Here is a 16,257-nt window from a genome sequence, read left to right as displayed (position 1 = left end):
GGCGGGACGGCGGTGCCGGGGGGAGTGGAGGGCCGGGTGGGGCTATCTGCCGGCGGTGGCGCTGGTCAGGGGGCCGTGGTCGACGGTCTCCACGGTGGCGCCGACGCCGAGGGTGCCGAGGGCGACGGAGGCGAGGACGGCGATGCAGGCGAGGAGACGGCGGTGCCGCTGGGGGAGGGGGAAGCGCGGTTCCTGGTAGGGCGCCTGAGGGCTGGCGTTCATGTCAGGGAGGCTTCCAGGGCGTCATGAACGGTCGGTACGCACGGGTGAAGTCCGGGCGGGGGTTGGGCGTCGGTTGGCCGCGTACACCCCACCCGGCCTGGGGGGCGTACGCGCAGGTCAGCGCTGTGCGGTCGGGTCGGTGGCCCGGTCGCCGACGGCGACCTGCAGCGAGCGCGGCAGTTCGAACAGCGAGGCCTCCGCGACGGGACGTGCGTCGCGTCAGGCCGCCCGCTCCCCGCCCGGGGCGTGCGCGGTGGCGAGGTAGTGGGAGAGCGCCCGGCGGCTGCGGCTGAGGTCGTCGATCCGGGCGTCCAGGTCGGCGAGTTCGCCGCGCAGGGTGGCCAGCAGGTCCGGACAGGCCTCCAGGACGGGGACGGGGCCGGTGGCGCAGGGCAGCAGCTCGGCGATGATCCGGGTGCTCAGGCCGGCCGCGAGCAGGCTGCGGATCTGCCACACCCGGACGGTGTCCTCCTCGCCGTACTCGCGGTAGCCGGCCGCGGTCCGGGCAGGCCGGAGCAGGCCCTGCTCCTCGTAGTAGCGGAGCAGCCGGGTGGACACCCCGGTCAGGCGGGCGAGTTCTCCGATGCGCATGACCGGGTGAACGCGGCGGTCCGCCGGGGTGTTCCCCCGCCGGTCAGTGCGCTCCGGAGTGCTTCACGAACTCCAGCATCACGTCCCGCAGTTCGGGCAGCGCCTCGACCATCGGCAGGTGCCCGCAGGCGAGTTGGACGAAGCGCGCGCCGGGGATGCCCTCGGCCAGCAGGCGGTGCTGGGAGGGCGGCACGAGCATGTCCTCGGCGGTGCCGACCACCAGCGTCGGTACGGCGGTTCGGGCCAGTTCCGCGCGCACGTCGGCCCGGCCGGCGAGCCGGAACTGCTGCCGGAAGCCGGCCGGCTGCGGGGACCCGAGCGCCTCCCGTAGCCCCGCGAGCCGCTCGGCGGGCAGTGCGTCCACCCAGCTGCCGCCGAACACGACGGTGAGCATCAGCCGGGCGAGGTCCTCGGGCCGGGACTCCAGGTCGACCAGCAGTTCGCCGAGCATCCGCATCCGCGCCGAGCCGCCGGCCACGCCCGCGAGCAGCAGCAGCGAGCGGACCCGCTCGGGGTGGCGGGTGGCGATCCGGACGGCGACGGCCGCACCCAGTGAGTAGCCGGCCAAGTCGAAGGTGTCCAGGCCCTCCTCGTCGGCGGTGGCGACCAGCCGCTCGGCCAGCTCGTCCAGGGTGGGCTCGCCGGGCTCGTACGGGCTGTCGCCGGAGCCGGGGTAGTCCGGGGCGACCACGGTGCGGTGGACGGCGAGGTCGGGCAGCAGCGGGCCCCAGTTGTCCCGGGCGCTGCCGCCGGCGCCGTGCGCGAGCAGCAGCCCGGGGCCGGAGCCCTGGACGGTCCGGGCGAGCGGGGTGGCTGACATGGGGTGCTCCTCTGCGGGCTGGGGTTTCGCCGACAACGGGAACGGTAGGAGTTCACACCGGTGAGAAGGTCAAGCCGGCAAGGCGAGGAGCCCGTCCCGGGCAGAGCCCCGGGCCCCGGCCCTGGTCGCGCGCACCGTCGAACCGCCTACGCTGAGACGGAAGGAGTTCCGCTGATGGACGACGAGGTCCGCATCCGGAACGAGGCAGCCCCGGAGCAGGTCGCGGGGCCCGACGCCGCCGGGCCCGAGACCGGTGCCGGCGGCGTGGACCGCCGGACGCTGCTGCGGATGGCCTCCGCCGCCGGGGCGCTCGCCGCGCCCGCACTGGCCGCCCCGGTGCTCGCCCCGGGCCGGGCGGCCGCCGAGGAGGTGCCCAGGCCCGTGCCCGGAATCGTCAAACCGCTGCCCGCCGAGTGGTTCGTCCCGCGCGGCACCAACGCCGAGATGCGCTGGGACGCCTTCCGTGACGCCGACGGCGGGTCCGTCGTCGGCCGGCACGTGCCGGTGGAGCGGTTCTTCGTCCGCAACCACACCGCCACTCCGCTGGTCGACCCCGACACCTGGAGCCTCAAGCTGTTCGGCAGCGGCCTGCGCGGCGCGCCGACGGCGCAGGATCCGGTCGAGTTCGGCCTGGACGAGCTGCGGGAGCTGCCGTCCACCCGGATCAGCGCGCTGATCGAGTGCGCCGGCAACGGCCGCAACTACTACCTCAGCCAGCAGAACCAGCCCGTCCCGGGCACGCCGTGGACGCTCGGCGGCGTCGGCTCGGCCAGCTGGCGGGGCGTGCGGCTGGCCGAGGTGCTGCGGGCCGCCGGGCTGACCGCGGCGGCGGTGGACGTGCTGCCCACCGGCCTCGACCCGGACTACGTCGTGGGCGGCACCAACTACGGCCCGGTGCGCCGGCCGCTGCCGATCGCCAAGGCGCTGGACGACACCCTGCTGGCGTACGAGATGAACGGCGAGCCGCTGACGCCCGACCACGGAGCCCCGGCCCGGCTGGTGGTGCCCGGCTGGGTGGGCATCGCCTCGATCAAGTGGGTGGGCAGCATCGAGGTCGCCGACCGTCCGCTGCACTCGCCGTGGAACACCGACTTCTACCGGATGTTCGGTCCGGACTACCCGCCCGGCGGCGGCGAACCGCTCACCGCGCAGGTGGTGAAGTGCGCCTTCGAGCTCGCCGCGGGCGCGCAGCTGCAGGCGGGCCGCGAGCACCGGCTGCACGGGCGCTCGTGGTCCGGCACGGCGGCGGTGCGCCGGGTCGAGGTGAGCACCGACGGCGGCCGGAGCTGGCGTCCCGCCGAACTGCACGGCGCTTCGCACGCCGACGACTGGACGCGCTGGAGCGTCGACTGGCGGCCCGAGCGGCCCGGCCGGTACGAGCTGCGCGCCCGTGCGACGGACCGCCGGGGCAACAGCCAGCCAGAGCGGGCGGTGTTCAACCGGGAGGGCTACCTGTTCGGCGCGGTGGTGGCCCACCCGGTGACGGTGGTCTGAACCCGGGGGCGGTGCTTCGGACCCCGGGGACGGTGGTCCGAGCCCGCCCCGGCGACCGGCCGTGCGGCGGACCCGCCTGAGGGTCAGCCGACGGTCCGGCCCGGGCCGGGAGGCGTTCAGCCGGTGGACTGGACCTCGTACGGGGCCGGGTACCGCGTCTCGTACGGGGTCAGCACCAGCCGCACCACGTCCTCGAGCCGCCGCCGGGCGTCCCCGAGGGTGGTGCGGCCGGTCACCCAGGCGGTCAGCTCGCCCTGCCAGGCGTGGGCGACGATGTGCCGCACCAGCTCGCTGGACGCGGCCGGCACCTCGGCCGTCACCGCCTGCAGGGCGGTGCTGTCGGCCCGGGCCATGCCCTGCAGGGCCTCGCTGGCGAAGGGGTCGGTCGAGGCGGCCACGGCCACCCGTAGCCGGGCGAGTTCGGGCTGCCGCTGGTAGGCCCGCATCCCGCCCCGGACGAACCGGACCGCCCGGTCGGTGTCCCCCAGCCCGGCCCTGGGCCCGCGCAGCTCGGCCACCAGGTCGGCCAGCAGCAGGCGGTGCCAGTCGGCGATCGCCGCTGCCAGGAGGTGGTCCTTGGAGGAGAAGTAGCGGTACGCCGTCCCCAGGGCGACTCCGGACCGCTCGCAGACCTGCTTCATCTGCAGCCGCTCGACGCCGATCTCGTTCACCAGGGCGAGCGCGGCCGCGATCAGGCTTTCGCGGCGTTCGAGCTGACGCGGAGACATCGCCTCCACCGGCCGTGGTGACAGGTCAACCTTGGTCACCCGCACCATGATACGGGGCGGGGCCGCTCAGGAGTATGACGCCGACCGGCCCCCTTCCGTTCGCCCGGCGGTCACCGGGGTGGGGCAGCCCTACGGCTGGCGGCGGATCAGCGCCTCCTGGACGGCCGAGGCGACCAGTCGGCCGTCCCGGTCGTAGAACTCGCCGAGCGCCAGGCCGCGGCCGTCCGAGGAGGACGGGCTGCGTTGGGCGAACAGCAGCCACTCGTCGGCCCGGAAGGGGCGGTGGAACCACATCGCGTGGTCCAGCGAGGCCATCAGCAGGGTGGGCGGCTCGGTGCGCTGGAAGAAGTTCGCCTGCTCGTCCAGCCCGGCGGTGGAGGCCAAGGTGAGGTCGGACAGGTAGGCGAGCGCGGCGGCGTGCAGCAGCGGGTCGCCGTCCGGCAGCCGGGAGGCGGTGCGCATCCAGACGAACTGCTGGAGCAGCCCGGGGACGGCCGGCGGCAGCCCCGGGGTGCCCGGCGGGACGAAGCGCACGTCGAGGTCCTGGAAGCCCCCGGTCGCCGCGACCATCCGGCGGACCTCCTCGGGCGCCTGGGCGACCGCGTCGGGCAGCGACTCCGGGGCAGGCAGCGACGGCATCTCGCGGTGGCGGTCGGTGCCCGGCTCGGGGTGCTTGAGGGAGACGGAGAGCGAGAAGATCTCGTTCCGCTCCTGCACCGCCGTCACCCGGCGGGTGGTGTACGAGATGCCCTCGCGCACCCGCTCGACCACGTAGTCGATCGGCCGGGTCGGGGTGCCCGGCAGCAGGAAGTACCCGTGCAGCGAGTGCACCGGGCGACGGTCCTCGCAGGTGCGCCCGGCGGCGACGAGCGCCTGCGCGGCGACGTGGCCGCCGAAGGCGCGCATCGGGGCGCCGGCGTGGCAGCAGCCCCGGAACGTGTTCTCGTCCAGCTGCTCCAGCTGCAGCAGCTCGGCGAACGGTGAGGTCGGGCGGGCGCCCAGGACGGCCGGGGTGGGCGTTACGGTCAGGTCGGTCACGAGGTCATAGTGGCAGAAGCCAACCGTGCGGCGGTGTGACATGGGTAACTCGCCGGGCCCCGGCTGTCTGTAGAACACGTTTCAGTCCCGGCTTGGCGGCCGGGCGACCGGGCTGTGGGGCGCCGTGCAGTCGACAGGTGACAGCCGACAACTTTCAGCGAACAGATGTTGAAATCTGTTTGCTGAAATCTGTTCGCTGAAAGTTGTCGGCTGAACCCCGTCAGCTGAACTCCGTCACCTCTTCGCGCACCTCCGCCGCCCCCGCCGGATCCCCCGTCGCGGGCTCCGGCTTGCCGGCCGGTGGCTGGGTGCCGGGCGGGGCGGCGGCGACGGCGCGCCACCACAGGCGCAGGGTGGGCGGGTCGACTGGTTCGAAGGGTTTGCCGGGGCGGGGCACCGCGAGGCGGGCGCCGAGCGCCTGGGCGGCTGCGACCACCCGCTCGGCAGGCTCCTCCCACGGGTGCAGCGCCAGGTTGAAGGTGCACCAGTGGATCGGCAGCATCAACCCGCCGCCCAGGTCCAGGTGCGCCCGCACGCCCTCCTCGGGCGTCATGTGCACCTCGGGCCAGAAGTCGCTGTACGCGCCGACCTGCACCATCGTCGCGTCGAAGGGCCCGAGTCGGTGGCCGATCTCGGCGAACCCGGGGAAGTAGCCGGTGTCCCCGCTGTGGAAGATCCGGTGCCCGCCGCCGGACACCACCCAGGAGGCCCACAGGAACAGCGAGCTGGTGCGCGGGCCGCGGCTGCAGTAGTGACGGGCCGGCGTGGCGGTCAGGGTCAGCCCGGCGACCTCCGCCGACTCCCACCAGTCCAGCTCGACGATCCGCGCGGCCGGTACGCCCCAGTGCTCCAGGTGCGCCCCGACCCCGAGCGGGACCGCGAACACCGCGTCCGTCCCGAGCAGTGCCCGGACGGTGGCCATGTCCAGGTGGTCGTAGTGGTCGTGGGAGACCACGACGACGTCCACCGGTCCGAGTTCGGACAGCGGCAGCGGCACCGGGTGCAGCCGCTTGGGGCCGGTCCAGGCGAACGGGGAACAGCGCTCGCCCCAGACCGGGTCGAGCAGGACGCGCCGCCCGCCGATCTCGGCGAGCACGGTGGCGTGGCCCAGCCAGGTCAGCCGCAGCCCGGACTCCGGCGGTGCGGCCAGGTCGGCCGGGAGCAGCCGGTGCACCGGTACGGCGGCGGCCGGGAGCCGGCGGGTCTTGTCCCCGGTCAGCTGGGCGCGGGTGATCTCCAGCGGGCTGCGCTCGTACACCAGGCGGCGGGTCGGGACCGGGTTGCGGAAGGCGCCGTCGGCGAACTGCGGGGAGCGGCGGATCCGGGCCAGCCGTTCGCCGCGGGGCTCGGCGCCGAAGGCGTCGGTCCTGACCCGGTGCCAGGCGGCCCGGGGCAGCCCGGCCAGCCCGGGGACGGCGCGGTCGGCGGCGGGGCCGGCGGACGGCGGGGCGAACTGCGAGGACAGACCGACAAGGCGGGAGAACCACGAGACGGGGCGGGGCACGGCTCCTCCAAGGACGGTCACGGCTACCGGGCGTGCCGGGGCGCGCACCGCGGCTTCGGCCGAGGTCACTGCGGTACGACAACCATCTCGTCGGAGGTTACTCGCCGTGGGCCGTCCGGACCTGGTGGAGGGCTCGGTGCGGTCCAATCGGCGTACCCGGCCGGCCCCGGGTCCGGTGCGGCCCCGGGACCGGCCGGGTAGGGCCCGGTCAGGCGTAGAAGCGGGTGATCGTCTCCGCGACGCAGTGCGGCTTGGCGCTCTGCTCGCTGGTGATGGTGAACCGCACCACCGCCTGGACCCCGCCCGGCACCTCGGTGGCGGAGACCAGCACGGCGGTGGCCCGGATCGCCGTGCCCACCGGCACCGGCGCCGGGAAGCGCACCTTCTCGGAGCCGTAGTTCAGTGCCATCCGCACGCCCTCGACCGCGTAGCACTCCTTCGCCAGGACCGGGATCATCGACTGGGTCAGGTAGCCGTGCGCGATGGTCGAGCCGAACTGGCTCTCCTTGGCGCGCTCCGGGTCGACGTGGATCCACTGGTGGTCGCCGGTCGCCTCGGCGAACAGGTCGATCTGCCGCTGCTCGATGGTGTGCCACTCGCTGGTGCCCAGCTCGGTGCCGACGGCGGAGGTCAGCTCGGCGAGGGAGGCGAAGGTCGTCACGGTGCGCTCCTGGAGGGGGGGACAGGCCCGGGGAGGGGTCAGGACGCCGGAAGCGTATGCCTACCCACCGGTATCTGTCAGGAGCCCGAGTCCGTCAGGAAGCCGACACCGTCGGGAGCCGACCCGGTCGGGAGGCCGCGTCCGTCAGGAAGCCGGGGTTCGGACGGTGCGGCTGCTCAGGGCCGCAGCATCGCCCGCCCCGGGGTGCCCCGCCCGGTCGGGAACAGCCGGCGGCCGCTGACCAGCTCCGGCACCAGGGCGACGAACAGCGGCTCCGGGTCGCCCACCCACGCCCGCAGACCGGAGCGCAGCACCCGCCGCACCTGCTCGGGGTCGCGCACCGCATCGGCCCGTCCGTGCACCAGCACGCTCCACCCGGTGCGGGTGACCGGGTCCAGCAGATCGGCCTGGAAGGCCACCACCGTGCCGTCAAGCCCGCGCGCGGTGGCACTTCCCCGGCGCACGGCGAGCACCAGCCGCCCGTCCAGGACCTCGAAGGAGACCGGCAGGACGGCCGGCAGTGCGTGCTCGGTGTACACCACGCGCCCGACGGGCACGGTGCTGAGCAGCCGCAGGCACTCGGCCTCGCTCAGGGTCTCCACACGGTCCTCACGCTCCATGCGTCCGATCGTCCTCGGTCGGCGCGTGCGTCGATAGGGCCCATGGTCCCTGAGCGGACGGGCCGGGAGCCCCGTCGGCGGCCGCCCGGGGCGGTAGCCTGCCCGGCGGCAGGACGGTGCGGCGAGCGGTGCGGCGAGCGGTGGCGCGAGCGGTGACGCGAACGGCGGCGTGAACCGGCACGGCACGGCACGGCGGCGCGGCGAGCGGACCACAGCGGCGGGCGGCGGCTCCGGGGCGTCGGGGCCGACCAGGAGGGGGGAGCGATGGCGGGCGGGGTCGATCTGGTGGTGATCGGGGCGGACGGCGGCCCCGACCGGGCCTTCGGCGGTGCGGCGTCCGCGCCGGAGGGCGCCCGGTTGCTCGCCGAGGTGCTGCCCGGGATGTGCTTCGACGCCGGCGCGGCCGGCTGCCGGGTCACCACGGCCGCGCCGGACGCGGACGCCAACGCGATGCTCACCGCCGTCCGGGACGCGGCCCAGCACCCCGGCCGCTGGCTGGTGGTCTGCCTGGTCGGCCAGTTGGTCGCCGACCCGCGCGGGCGCCGGCTCGCCCTGGTCACCGGCGGCAGCACCCCCGACAACGCCTACCGCCGGGGACTGGCCTGGGACTGGGTGGTCAGCGCGATGGTGCACGGTGACCAGGAGGAGGCGCTGCTGCTGGTCGACGCGGTGGCCGACCGGGACACCTGGGCGGCCCTGGAGCGCGGCGGCGAGGATAGCGCGGGCGAACTGCTGAGCTACCCGCGCGTCCCGCTGTGGGGCCGGATCGGCCGCTACGCCCCGGGCAGACGCGGCCGGGACGCCGTACTGCCGGGCGGTGAGGGCTCGTTCAGCCGGGCCCTGACCACCGTCCTGCGCCAGGGCGTTCCGGGTGCCCCTGCGGCCGTCGCCCCGCTGGACCTCCAGCCCGCCGTGGCGGCGCTGACGGACGGTGGGGAGTCGGCGGGTAGTTCGGGTGCGCCGGGCGCGCGCCTGCTCGTTCCGCCGCACGGCGGGCGCCTGTTGATGCGCAATCGGGCCGCGGTTCGGGGCGCATTGGCCGGATTGTCGCTTTCCGAAGAACTGTTGGCCGTTCTGTGGCGGGAAAGTGCCCCGACGGAACCGCCTTCCGCGTAAGGTCAGGGGGCCTGAGGTGTTGCCGTGATGGGGTGGGTTGGCGAAGAATCGATCCCCAGCGGAAACACCGGCGGGACGGCGGAATTCTTCTGGCGGCCGTGGATCACGGATCGGTTCGGTCGCGACGAGGTGGGGCGATGCGGCAGCGCGGAAATGTGTTGCGCCCTGGGGCGGTTGGGGTCTGCGGGGCGGTTCTGGTGTTGCTGCTCGGCGCTTGTGCGAGCGGTGGCGCCGACGGTTCCGTCGATCACCTCGGGACGGCGGCGCCCACCGTTGCGGGAGTGGCCCCGGTAACTCCTTCGAGTGGTTCCGTAAACGCCTCGATCGCGCCGACCGACGGCCCGGAAGGGGCGATGGGCCGACTGGCCCTGAAGACCTATCAGGACTGGTGGCAGGCCCAGACCGAGGCTTTCGCACGCACGGATTCGGACGGATTCTCGCTGGAGTCGTACTCCTCCGGTCGCGCACTGTCGGACACCCTGGTCGGCCTGCGTCAACTCCGCGACGCCAAACTGGTGATGACCGGAACGCCGCGCAATTCCGCGGTGGTCAAGGCCATTGACCTCAAAGCCGATCCGCAGACCGCCGTGATCGAGGACTGCGTCGACGTGACCGACTGGCATCGTGTCGATGCCGTCACCCGGGCCGCGAAAGATCCGGCCCAGCGGCTGAATCGCTACCTGGCGACGGCTTCCCTGCACTGGTTCCAAGCACGTTGGCTGATCTACGACTTCAAGCGGGAGGTGGACCGGACATGCTGACCGTGCCGACAGTGTCGACCATGCCGAACAGGCGTCATCGGGCCCGGCGATTCGTGATCCTCGCACCGTTGTCCGTCGGATTGCTGCTCTCCACGGCGCTGCCGGCGTCGGCAGACGAACCACCGAGCGGGGGCGGCGCCACCCAATGCGCCCCCGACAAGATCTGCTCGGACGTCCATACCGGTGGCACCCCCAAGCCCGGGTCCACCCAGCCGGGCGGCGGCGGTGGCGGCGGGTCGGACGACGGCCCGATGGTGTGCAGCTACCACGGCGTGGAATGGGCCTGCCACGACCCGGAGCGCGGCTGGTTCAACAGCGACGTGGGCTGCTACTTCAAGGTGCAGGACCCGCAGCCCCCCGAGGGCGCGACCGAGTGGGGCGGGCACAAGCCCTCGGAGGGCGCGATCTACACCAAGGTCTGCCCGCAGACGGGCGGTGGCACGGACGGCATCGAGAGCGTGTTCGAGTCCGGTTCGCCGGCCGGGCCCCCGGTGCTCGACCTGCGGGCCGTCGGCCTCAGCCTCGCCCACGAGATGAGGTTCCCCAAGCCCGCCGCGGGCGTCGCGCCCAAGGGCACCGCCGTGGTCAAGGCGCCCGTCTGGCTCTGGCTGGACGACGTCAAGGCGCCTGAGCCGAAGACGCTGTCGGTGCCCGGCGCCTCGGTCACCGTCACGCCCGTGCTGAGGAACGTGACCTGGATCTTCGACCGGGGCGTCGAGAAGACCTGTGACAAGCCCGGGACGCCGTACGACCCGAAGTACGGCGCCGCCCAGTCCCCGGACTGCGGGTACGAGTTCGCCGTCGGCTCGGGCACCAGGAAGGACGGCGTCTTCGCCGGCACCGTGACGGCGAACTGGCAGGGCCACGTCGTCGTGACCGGACCGCAGGCCAAGGTCTTCGACGTCGACATCCCGCAGTCCTCGAAGTTCACGCTCCGGGTCGCCGAGATGCAGGTCCTCAACTGACCGCGCCACGACGGCGATTCGACTACTGACGATCCGGCAACGTACGAGGGAAGGGCGGAACCCGGTGGAGAACCGTACATTCGCGACGCCGGGATCCGGCACACCCGCGGGCGCCGGGGCCTCCGTGGCGCTCCCGGAGCAGCAGGAGCAGTCCGGCGGGCATCCGGGCAAGGGCCCGGGCAAGGGCGGGGGCCGGGGACGGGCGGTGCCGCACGCGCCCGGACGGACCATGCGGGCGAGGCGGCGGCGCCCGGCGGTGCTGGCGATGGCGGTCGCGCTGATCGCGGCCGGCGGGCTGGGCGGGGCCGTCCTCTACAACAGCACCGGCCAGCGGGTCGCGGTGCTGGCGCTCGCCCGGGACGTGCCGTGGGGTCAGGTGATCACCGAGGACGACCTGGTGGTGGCCCGGATCGCGGGCGACCCGGCGCTGCACCCGGTGTCGGCCCAGGACCGGACGAAGGCGATCGGCATGCGGGCCGCCACCGACCTCAAGCGCGGCGCGATGCTCACCAGCGGCGACCTCGCCCAGGGCCTCACCGTGCAGCCCGGGCAGATCGTGGTCGGCGTCTCCGCCAAGCGCAGCCAGCTGCCCGCCAGCCGGCTCCAGCCCGGGGTGCAGCTCGTCGTGGTCTACACGCCCGACAACGGCCGGGCCGACTCGCTGCCGGCGACGGTGATCACCGTCGGTCGGGTGGACACCGACGGCAGCCAGGTGATCGACGTCGCGGTCGGCACGGCGGACGGGCCCCGGCTGGCGCAGTGGGTGGCGAGCGGGCGGATCCAGGTGCTGCTGGCGCCGCGCGGCGCCGCGACCGGGGGAGCCGTGCCCGGCCCGGCGCCGAGCGGCGCGCCCGCGACCGGGGCGCCGTCCGCCGGTGCGTCCGCGTCCGGTGCGTCCGTGGCCCCGGCCGCGACCGGGGGCGCCTGATGGCGGTGATCGCGGTGGTCGGCGGTCCGGGCGCGCCCGGCGCGACCACGACCGCGCTGGCGCTGCTGCTGGCCTGGCCGCTCCAGCCCGGTCGGCGGATCCTGCTGGTCGAGGCCGACCCGGACGGCGGCGCGGTGCTCGCGGGCGCCCTGGAGGGCCGGGTCGAGGCGGTGTACGGGCTGCGCAACCTGGCCGTCGCCGACCGGCGCGGGCTGCTCGCGCAGACCATCTGGGAGCAGCTGATCGACCTCTCGCCGGACGGCGAGGCCGAACGCCTGCTGCTGCCCGGGCTGACCGACCCCACCCAGGCCCCCGGCCTCGCCTACACCTGGGAGCCGCTCGCCGAACTGCTGCACGGCATCGAACAGCAGGGCTACGACGTCATCGTGGACCTCGGCCGCTCCGGCGCCACCGGCGCGAGCGCGGTGCTGGCCCGCCGGGCGGACGTGGTCGCGGTGACCGTCCGGACCACGCTGCGCGGGCTGAGCGCGATCCGGCCCCGGCTGTCCGCCCTCGCCGAGGACCTGGCCTCGGCCGGCACCGGAGCGGACGCGCTCGGGCTGCTGCTGGTCGCCGAAGGACCGTACGCGCGGGCCGAGGTGTCCCGCGAGCTCGGACTGCCGGTGCTCGGGGTGCTGCCGCACGCCACCCGGACGGCGAAGGTGCTCTCCGACGGCGGCGACACCACCGACCGGCGGTTCATCCGCTCCGAGCTGATGCGGACGGCACGCTCGGCGGCGGACGAGGTGCAGCTGCTGGTCCGCCGCCGTCGGCAGCGGCTGGCGCCGGGCGCGGTGGCTGCGGCTCCGGCGGCCGTGGCTCCGGTGGCGGCAGCGGTGCCGTCGCCGGTGCCGGGCCCGACGGTGCCCGTGGTGCCCGTGCCTCCGGCGCCGAGCCGGCCGACCCCGACGCCGACGCCCGCGCCGACCGGGTACGGGCAGGTGGCCTACGGGCAATCCCCGTACGGTCAGGACGCGTATGGGCAGAGCGTGTCCGGGCAGGCGCCGTACTCGCAGACTTCGTACTCGCAGACTCCGTACGGTCAGACGGCGTACGGCTCGGCTCCGTACGGTCAGGCTCCGTACGACGCGGAGCCGCCGTCGTACACGCCGCCGCAGCCGGTCCCGCCGGTGATCGTCACCGGTCCGGTGGCGCCGCTGGCCGGGCTGGCGCCGCAGCCGGCCGCGCCGGCGCCGTTCCCGGCGCACGTGCAGTCGCCGCCGCAGGCCGACCAGGGCGGCGACCGGGCCGACCAGGGCGATCGGGACGACCAGTACCCGCTCCAGCAACCGACGGTGACGGATGGTCAGGTGCAGGTGAACGGGCAGTACCCGCACAACCCCGGGGAGGTGCTCCGTGCGCGGTAGCCCCCTGCACCAGCGGCCCGCGGCCGATCCCGCCGCGCTGCCCTGGGCCGCGTCGGCGCCCGTGCCCACGGCCGGCCCGGTCGCGCCGCAGCCCGTCGCGCCCGGTCCGGTCGCGGGTGGCCCCGTCGGGCCCGGTCCCGTCGCGCCCGGCTCGGGTTCGCCCACCGCCGTGCCCTCCCAGCTGCCCTCGCTGGACCTGCGCGGCGCCGCCACCCGGCCCGCCGTCGACCCGCAGGTCGCCCGCGAGCTCAAGCGCCAGGTCGCAGCCGAACTGCACCAGCAGATCAGCCGGTTGACGTCCGCTTCCGGCTCGGAGCCGGACCGCGCCACCCGCCGCCAGCGCGGCCGGGCGCTGATCGAGGAGTCGGTCGCCCGCTGGTCCGACGCCTACGCGCAGACCCACGGCATCCCGCCCACCCGGGAGCAGGACCGCGCCCTCGCCGAGGCCGTCTTCGACCTGCTCTTCCGGGCCGGGCGGCTCCAGCCCTACCTGGACGACCCGGAGATCGAGAACATCCTGATCAACGGCTGCGACGACGTCTGGGTCTCCAAGGTGCACCAACCCCTGCGCCAGGTCCCGCCGGTGGCCGACAGCGACGCCGAACTCATCGAACTGCTGCAGGACCTGGCCCGTCAGCACGGCGGCGGCGAGCGCAGCCTGTCCACCGCCAGCCCGACCCTCGCGCTGCGGCTCGAGGGCGGCATGCGCCTGCAGGCGCTCACCGAGGTGACGCCCCGCCCGTACGTCGCGATCCGCCGCCACCGGGTGGCCTCCGCGACGCTGCCCGAGATGGTCGAACTCGGCACCCTGGACGGCACCTTGGCCGCCTTCCTGGCCGCCGCGATCCGGGCCCGGAAGAACGTGATGATCACCGGCACGCAGGGCGTCGGCAAGACCAGCCTGCTGCGCGCGATGGCCGCCGAGATCCCGCCGGATGAGCGGATCGGCACCCTGGAGTCGGAGTTCGAGCTCTGGCTGCACACCCTCGGCCACCTGCGCCAGGTCGTCCCGATGGAGGCCCGCGAGGGCAACGGCGAGCGCGTCGAGGGGCGGCTGGCAGGGGAGTTGACGATCGGCGACCTCATTCCGGCCGCGCTGCGCATGACGCTGTCCCGGATCATCGTCGGCGAGGTCCGCTCCGGCGAGGTCGTCCCGATGCTGCGGGTGATGACCAACGGCGAGGGCGGCTCGATGTGCACCCTGCACGCCCGCGGCCCGCACATGGTGGTCGACCGCATCGCCGAACTCTGCCTGGAGTACGGCTCGCACATGACCGACTCGCTCGCCTACCGGCTCACCGCCAACGCCCTGGACCTCATCGTGCACGTCAGCATGGTCGACGAGACCGCCGTCGGCGGCCGCCGGCACCGCTTCGTCTCCCACGTCCTGGAGGTCACCGGCCTCGGCGAGAGCGGACGGCCCGCGCTGAACACCGTCTTCGGCCCCCGGCCGGAGCTCGGCGAGCCGCGGGCCGTGCCGCACACCCCGCCGCAGTGCCTGGACGACCTGCGCCGGGCCGGCTTCGACGCCGGCCTGCTCGGCTCCCGGTACGGGAGTTGGGCCAGCCCGCTGCAGCTGCGGATCGGCGGTGGCGCGCGGTGATGCTGCTGTTCGCCCTGTGCGGGCTGGCGGTCGCGGGCGGCCTGGTCGCCCTGGTGGCCTGGGCCCGCGGCAGCGAGCCCGGCGACGAGGACGAGGCGGCGCGGTCCAACCCGCTGGCCGGCCGCGCCCACGTGTTCTGGTACGGCGCCCCGGGGACGGCCGCGCCCCGGATGGTGCGGCTGCGGAGGGTCCAGCTGCCGCTCGCGCTCGCCGGCGCGCCGCTGGCCTGGCTGTTCACCGGCATCCCGCTGACCGCGCTGCTGGTGCCGCTGGCCGTCTTCGGCCTGCCCTGGCTGTTCGACACCACCCGCCCGGACACCCACCGGATCGAGCGGCTCGAAGCGCTGTCCGAATGGACCCAGCGGATCGCCGACGTGCTGCTGCTCGGCGTCGGCCTCAACCAGGCCATCGTCACCAGCCGCCGCACCGCCCCCGCCGCCCTGGAGGACGAGATCGGCGAGCTGGCCGCCCGGCTGCAGGCCCGCTGGCGGCCCGAGGAGGCGCTGCACGCCTTCGCCGACAGCCTGGCCGACGCCACCGCCGACAAGGTGCTCGCCGCGCTCGTGCTGCGGGCCGGGGACAGCGGCCCCGGCCTGGCCCGCACGCTGTCCGACATGGCCGACTCGGTGCGCGAGGAGGTCCGCCAGCGCCGCGTCATCGAGGCCGACCGGGCCAAGCACCGGACCACCATCCGCTGGCTCGTCGGCATCATCGTGCTGGTCGTCACGATCGGCTCCTTCAACACCGAGTACACCCGGCCGTACGGGACCTTCCTCGGCCAGCTGGTCCTCGCCGTGGTCGCCGCCCTGTTCGTCGCGATCATCGCCTGGATGCGGGCGCTGGCCTCCCACCCGCCGGTGCCCCGGCTGCTCACGCCGGACCGGCGCAGCAGGAACGGACGGCGGACGGGCGCGCAGGCACCCGAGGCGCAGCAGACCGAGCAGCTCGGGGAGGTCCGGTGATCTCCCCCTGGTCCGTGCTGGCCGGCGCCGTCGCGGCCGGCGGCCTCGCCCTGTTGGTCGCCGAACTGCGGCCCGCGCCCCCGGACCTACACCAGGCGCTGGACCGGCTGCACGCCGTTCCCGCCGACCGCGAGCAGGACCCGGACGAACGGCCGCGCTGGTACGACCGGATCGGCGAGCGCTCCGTCCAGCTGCGGGGGGTCTCCGTCCCGCGCCGCGAACTCGCCCTGATCGGCCGCACCCCGGCCCGGTTCATGGTGCACAAGCTGCTGTTCGCCGCGCTCGGCCTGGTGCTGCCCGCCTACCTGGGCGCGATGGCCGTGGTGATGGACATCGGCCTGCCCTTCGCCCTGCCGCTGGTCGCCGGACCGCTGCTGGCCGGGCTGCTCTGGTTCGTCCCGGACGCCATCGTGCGCGGCGAGGCCAAGGAGGCGCGCACCGAGTACCTGCACGGCATCGCCGCCTACCTGGAACTCGTCGCACTGGAGCGGGCCGCCGACTGCGGCCCCGCCGAGGCGCTGCGCCGGGCCGCCTCGGTCGGGCAGGGCGCGGTGTTCCGGCGGATCCGCGACGCGCTGGAGCGCGCGGCCACCGACCGGCTCCCGCCGTGGGCCGGACTCGACGCACTGGCCGCCGAGTTGGGCCTCAGCCCGCTGCAGGACGTGGCCGACATCATGCGGCTGTCCGGCACCGACGGCGCCGCCGTGTACGACACCCTGCGGGCCCGGGCCAAGGGCCTGCGCGGCGAACTGCTCGCCGAGGACCTTGCCCGCGCCAACGCCGACAGCGAGCGGATGGTCGCGCCGGGAGCCGCGCTGACGCTGCTGATGACCGTCCTGATCGTCTTCCCGGCGCTCCACCAGATGCTCAACTGACA

Annotated in this window: 17 protein-coding genes; 9 read left to right on the top strand and 8 right to left on the bottom strand. The window is 74.8% G+C overall.

The window, feature by feature from the left end:
* Positions 1-42: 42 nt before the first annotated feature.
* The 3 genes from ACZ3TI_RS03390 to ACZ3TI_RS03380 form a co-directional block, all read right to left on the bottom strand.
* Positions 43-222 carry a hypothetical protein gene (locus ACZ3TI_RS03390; protein ID WP_465722782.1) on the bottom strand — a complete coding sequence of 60 codons (180 nt, stop codon included), beginning with the start codon at positions 220-222 and terminating at the stop codon, positions 43-45.
* Between the two features lie 219 nt (positions 223-441).
* Positions 442-813, bottom strand: coding sequence for a MerR family transcriptional regulator (locus ACZ3TI_RS03385; protein ID WP_465722781.1), 372 nt, complete (start codon positions 811-813; stop codon positions 442-444).
* A gap of 43 nt (positions 814-856) precedes the next feature.
* Positions 857-1,633, bottom strand: a complete 777-nt coding sequence (locus ACZ3TI_RS03380) for an alpha/beta fold hydrolase (protein WP_465722780.1) — start codon at positions 1,631-1,633, stop codon at positions 857-859.
* A 288-nt stretch (positions 1,634-1,921) separates the two neighbouring features.
* Here ACZ3TI_RS03380 and ACZ3TI_RS03375 point away from each other — a divergent pair, with 288 nt between their 5' ends.
* Positions 1,922-3,127 carry a sulfite oxidase gene (locus ACZ3TI_RS03375; RefSeq protein ID WP_465723326.1) on the top strand — a complete coding sequence of 402 codons (1,206 nt, stop codon included), beginning with the start codon at positions 1,922-1,924 and terminating at the stop codon, positions 3,125-3,127.
* A 116-nt stretch (positions 3,128-3,243) separates the two neighbouring features.
* Here the strand turns inward: ACZ3TI_RS03375 and ACZ3TI_RS03370 are convergent, their stop codons facing one another.
* The 5 genes from ACZ3TI_RS03370 to ACZ3TI_RS03350 form a co-directional block, all read right to left on the bottom strand.
* Positions 3,244-3,894: a TetR/AcrR family transcriptional regulator gene (locus ACZ3TI_RS03370; RefSeq protein ID WP_465722778.1), complete on the bottom strand. Its 651-nt coding sequence runs from the start codon at positions 3,892-3,894 to the stop codon at positions 3,244-3,246.
* A gap of 90 nt (positions 3,895-3,984) precedes the next feature.
* On the bottom strand, positions 3,985-4,893 hold the full coding sequence (locus ACZ3TI_RS03365) for an acyl-CoA thioesterase (protein WP_465722776.1): 909 nt from the start codon (positions 4,891-4,893) through the stop codon (positions 3,985-3,987).
* Between the two features lie 220 nt (positions 4,894-5,113).
* On the bottom strand, positions 5,114-6,298 hold the full coding sequence (locus ACZ3TI_RS03360; protein ID WP_465723324.1) for an MBL fold metallo-hydrolase: 1,185 nt from the start codon (positions 6,296-6,298) through the stop codon (positions 5,114-5,116).
* Between the two features lie 307 nt (positions 6,299-6,605).
* On the bottom strand, positions 6,606-7,058 hold the full coding sequence (locus ACZ3TI_RS03355) for a MaoC family dehydratase (protein ID WP_465722774.1): 453 nt from the start codon (positions 7,056-7,058) through the stop codon (positions 6,606-6,608).
* Between the two features lie 176 nt (positions 7,059-7,234).
* A complete protein-coding gene (locus tag ACZ3TI_RS03350) occupies positions 7,235-7,678 on the bottom strand; it encodes a pyridoxamine 5'-phosphate oxidase family protein (RefSeq protein WP_465722772.1) in 444 nt (147 codons plus the stop codon).
* Positions 7,679-7,942: 264 nt separating this feature from the next.
* On the opposite strand from ACZ3TI_RS03350, the gene ACZ3TI_RS03345 reads away from it, so the two are divergent.
* The 8 genes from ACZ3TI_RS03345 to ACZ3TI_RS03310 all read left to right on the top strand — a co-directional run bounded on the left by ACZ3TI_RS03345 (position 7,943) and on the right by ACZ3TI_RS03310 (position 16,255).
* Positions 7,943-8,794, top strand: a complete 852-nt coding sequence (locus tag ACZ3TI_RS03345; RefSeq protein WP_465722770.1) for a hypothetical protein — start codon at positions 7,943-7,945, stop codon at positions 8,792-8,794.
* Between the two features lie 137 nt (positions 8,795-8,931).
* Positions 8,932-9,555, top strand: coding sequence for a hypothetical protein (locus ACZ3TI_RS03340; protein WP_465722768.1), 624 nt, complete (start codon positions 8,932-8,934; stop codon positions 9,553-9,555).
* Positions 9,556-9,623: 68 nt separating this feature from the next.
* On the top strand, positions 9,624-10,520 hold the full coding sequence (locus ACZ3TI_RS03335; RefSeq protein ID WP_465722766.1) for a hypothetical protein: 897 nt from the start codon (positions 9,624-9,626) through the stop codon (positions 10,518-10,520).
* A 64-nt stretch (positions 10,521-10,584) separates the two neighbouring features.
* Positions 10,585-11,448 carry an SAF domain-containing protein gene (locus ACZ3TI_RS03330; protein WP_465722764.1) on the top strand — a complete coding sequence of 288 codons (864 nt, stop codon included), beginning with the start codon at positions 10,585-10,587 and terminating at the stop codon, positions 11,446-11,448.
* Entirely contained in the window at positions 11,448-12,815 is a 1,368-nt protein-coding gene (locus ACZ3TI_RS03325; RefSeq protein ID WP_465722762.1) for a CpaE-like family protein, read from the top strand. Before ACZ3TI_RS03330 ends, ACZ3TI_RS03325 begins: the two co-directional genes overlap by 1 nt.
* Positions 12,805-14,418 (top strand): CpaF family protein, encoded by a 1,614-nt coding sequence (locus tag ACZ3TI_RS03320; RefSeq protein WP_465722760.1) that lies wholly within the window; start codon positions 12,805-12,807, stop codon positions 14,416-14,418. Before ACZ3TI_RS03325 ends, ACZ3TI_RS03320 begins: the two co-directional genes overlap by 11 nt.
* Complete coding sequence (locus tag ACZ3TI_RS03315; protein WP_465722758.1) at positions 14,418-15,380, top strand: type II secretion system F family protein; 963 nt, start codon at positions 14,418-14,420, stop codon at positions 15,378-15,380. The genes ACZ3TI_RS03320 and ACZ3TI_RS03315 overlap by 1 nt, the downstream gene beginning before the upstream one ends.
* On the top strand, positions 15,377-16,255 hold the full coding sequence (locus tag ACZ3TI_RS03310) for a hypothetical protein (RefSeq protein ID WP_465722756.1): 879 nt from the start codon (positions 15,377-15,379) through the stop codon (positions 16,253-16,255). Before ACZ3TI_RS03315 ends, ACZ3TI_RS03310 begins: the two co-directional genes overlap by 4 nt.
* Positions 16,256-16,257 lie beyond the last annotated feature (2 nt).

It is taken from the genome of Kitasatospora sp. NPDC023120 (assembly GCF_055560835.1).
This window is presented reverse-complemented; position numbering and strand designations above follow the sequence as displayed.

Bases quoted from the DNA above. Each gene is read 5' to 3' on its own strand.
- ACZ3TI_RS03390 (WP_465722782.1), bottom strand. From the start codon at position 222: ATGAACGCCAGCCCTCAGGCGCCCTACCAGGAACCGCGCTTCCCCCTC.
- ACZ3TI_RS03385 (WP_465722781.1), bottom strand. From the start codon at position 813: ATGCGCATCGGAGAACTCGCCCGCCTGACCGGGGTGTCCACCCGGCTG.
- ACZ3TI_RS03380 (WP_465722780.1), bottom strand. From the start codon at position 1,633: ATGTCAGCCACCCCGCTCGCCCGGACCGTCCAGGGCTCCGGCCCCGGG.
- ACZ3TI_RS03375 (WP_465723326.1), top strand. From the start codon at position 1,922: ATGGCCTCCGCCGCCGGGGCGCTCGCCGCGCCCGCACTGGCCGCCCCG.
- ACZ3TI_RS03350 (WP_465722772.1), bottom strand. From the start codon at position 7,678: ATGGAGCGTGAGGACCGTGTGGAGACCCTGAGCGAGGCCGAGTGCCTG.
- ACZ3TI_RS03345 (WP_465722770.1), top strand. From the start codon at position 7,943: ATGGCGGGCGGGGTCGATCTGGTGGTGATCGGGGCGGACGGCGGCCCC.
- ACZ3TI_RS03340 (WP_465722768.1), top strand. From the start codon at position 8,932: ATGCGGCAGCGCGGAAATGTGTTGCGCCCTGGGGCGGTTGGGGTCTGC.
- ACZ3TI_RS03325 (WP_465722762.1), top strand. From the start codon at position 11,448: ATGGCGGTGATCGCGGTGGTCGGCGGTCCGGGCGCGCCCGGCGCGACC.
- ACZ3TI_RS03315 (WP_465722758.1), top strand. From the start codon at position 14,418: ATGCTGCTGTTCGCCCTGTGCGGGCTGGCGGTCGCGGGCGGCCTGGTC.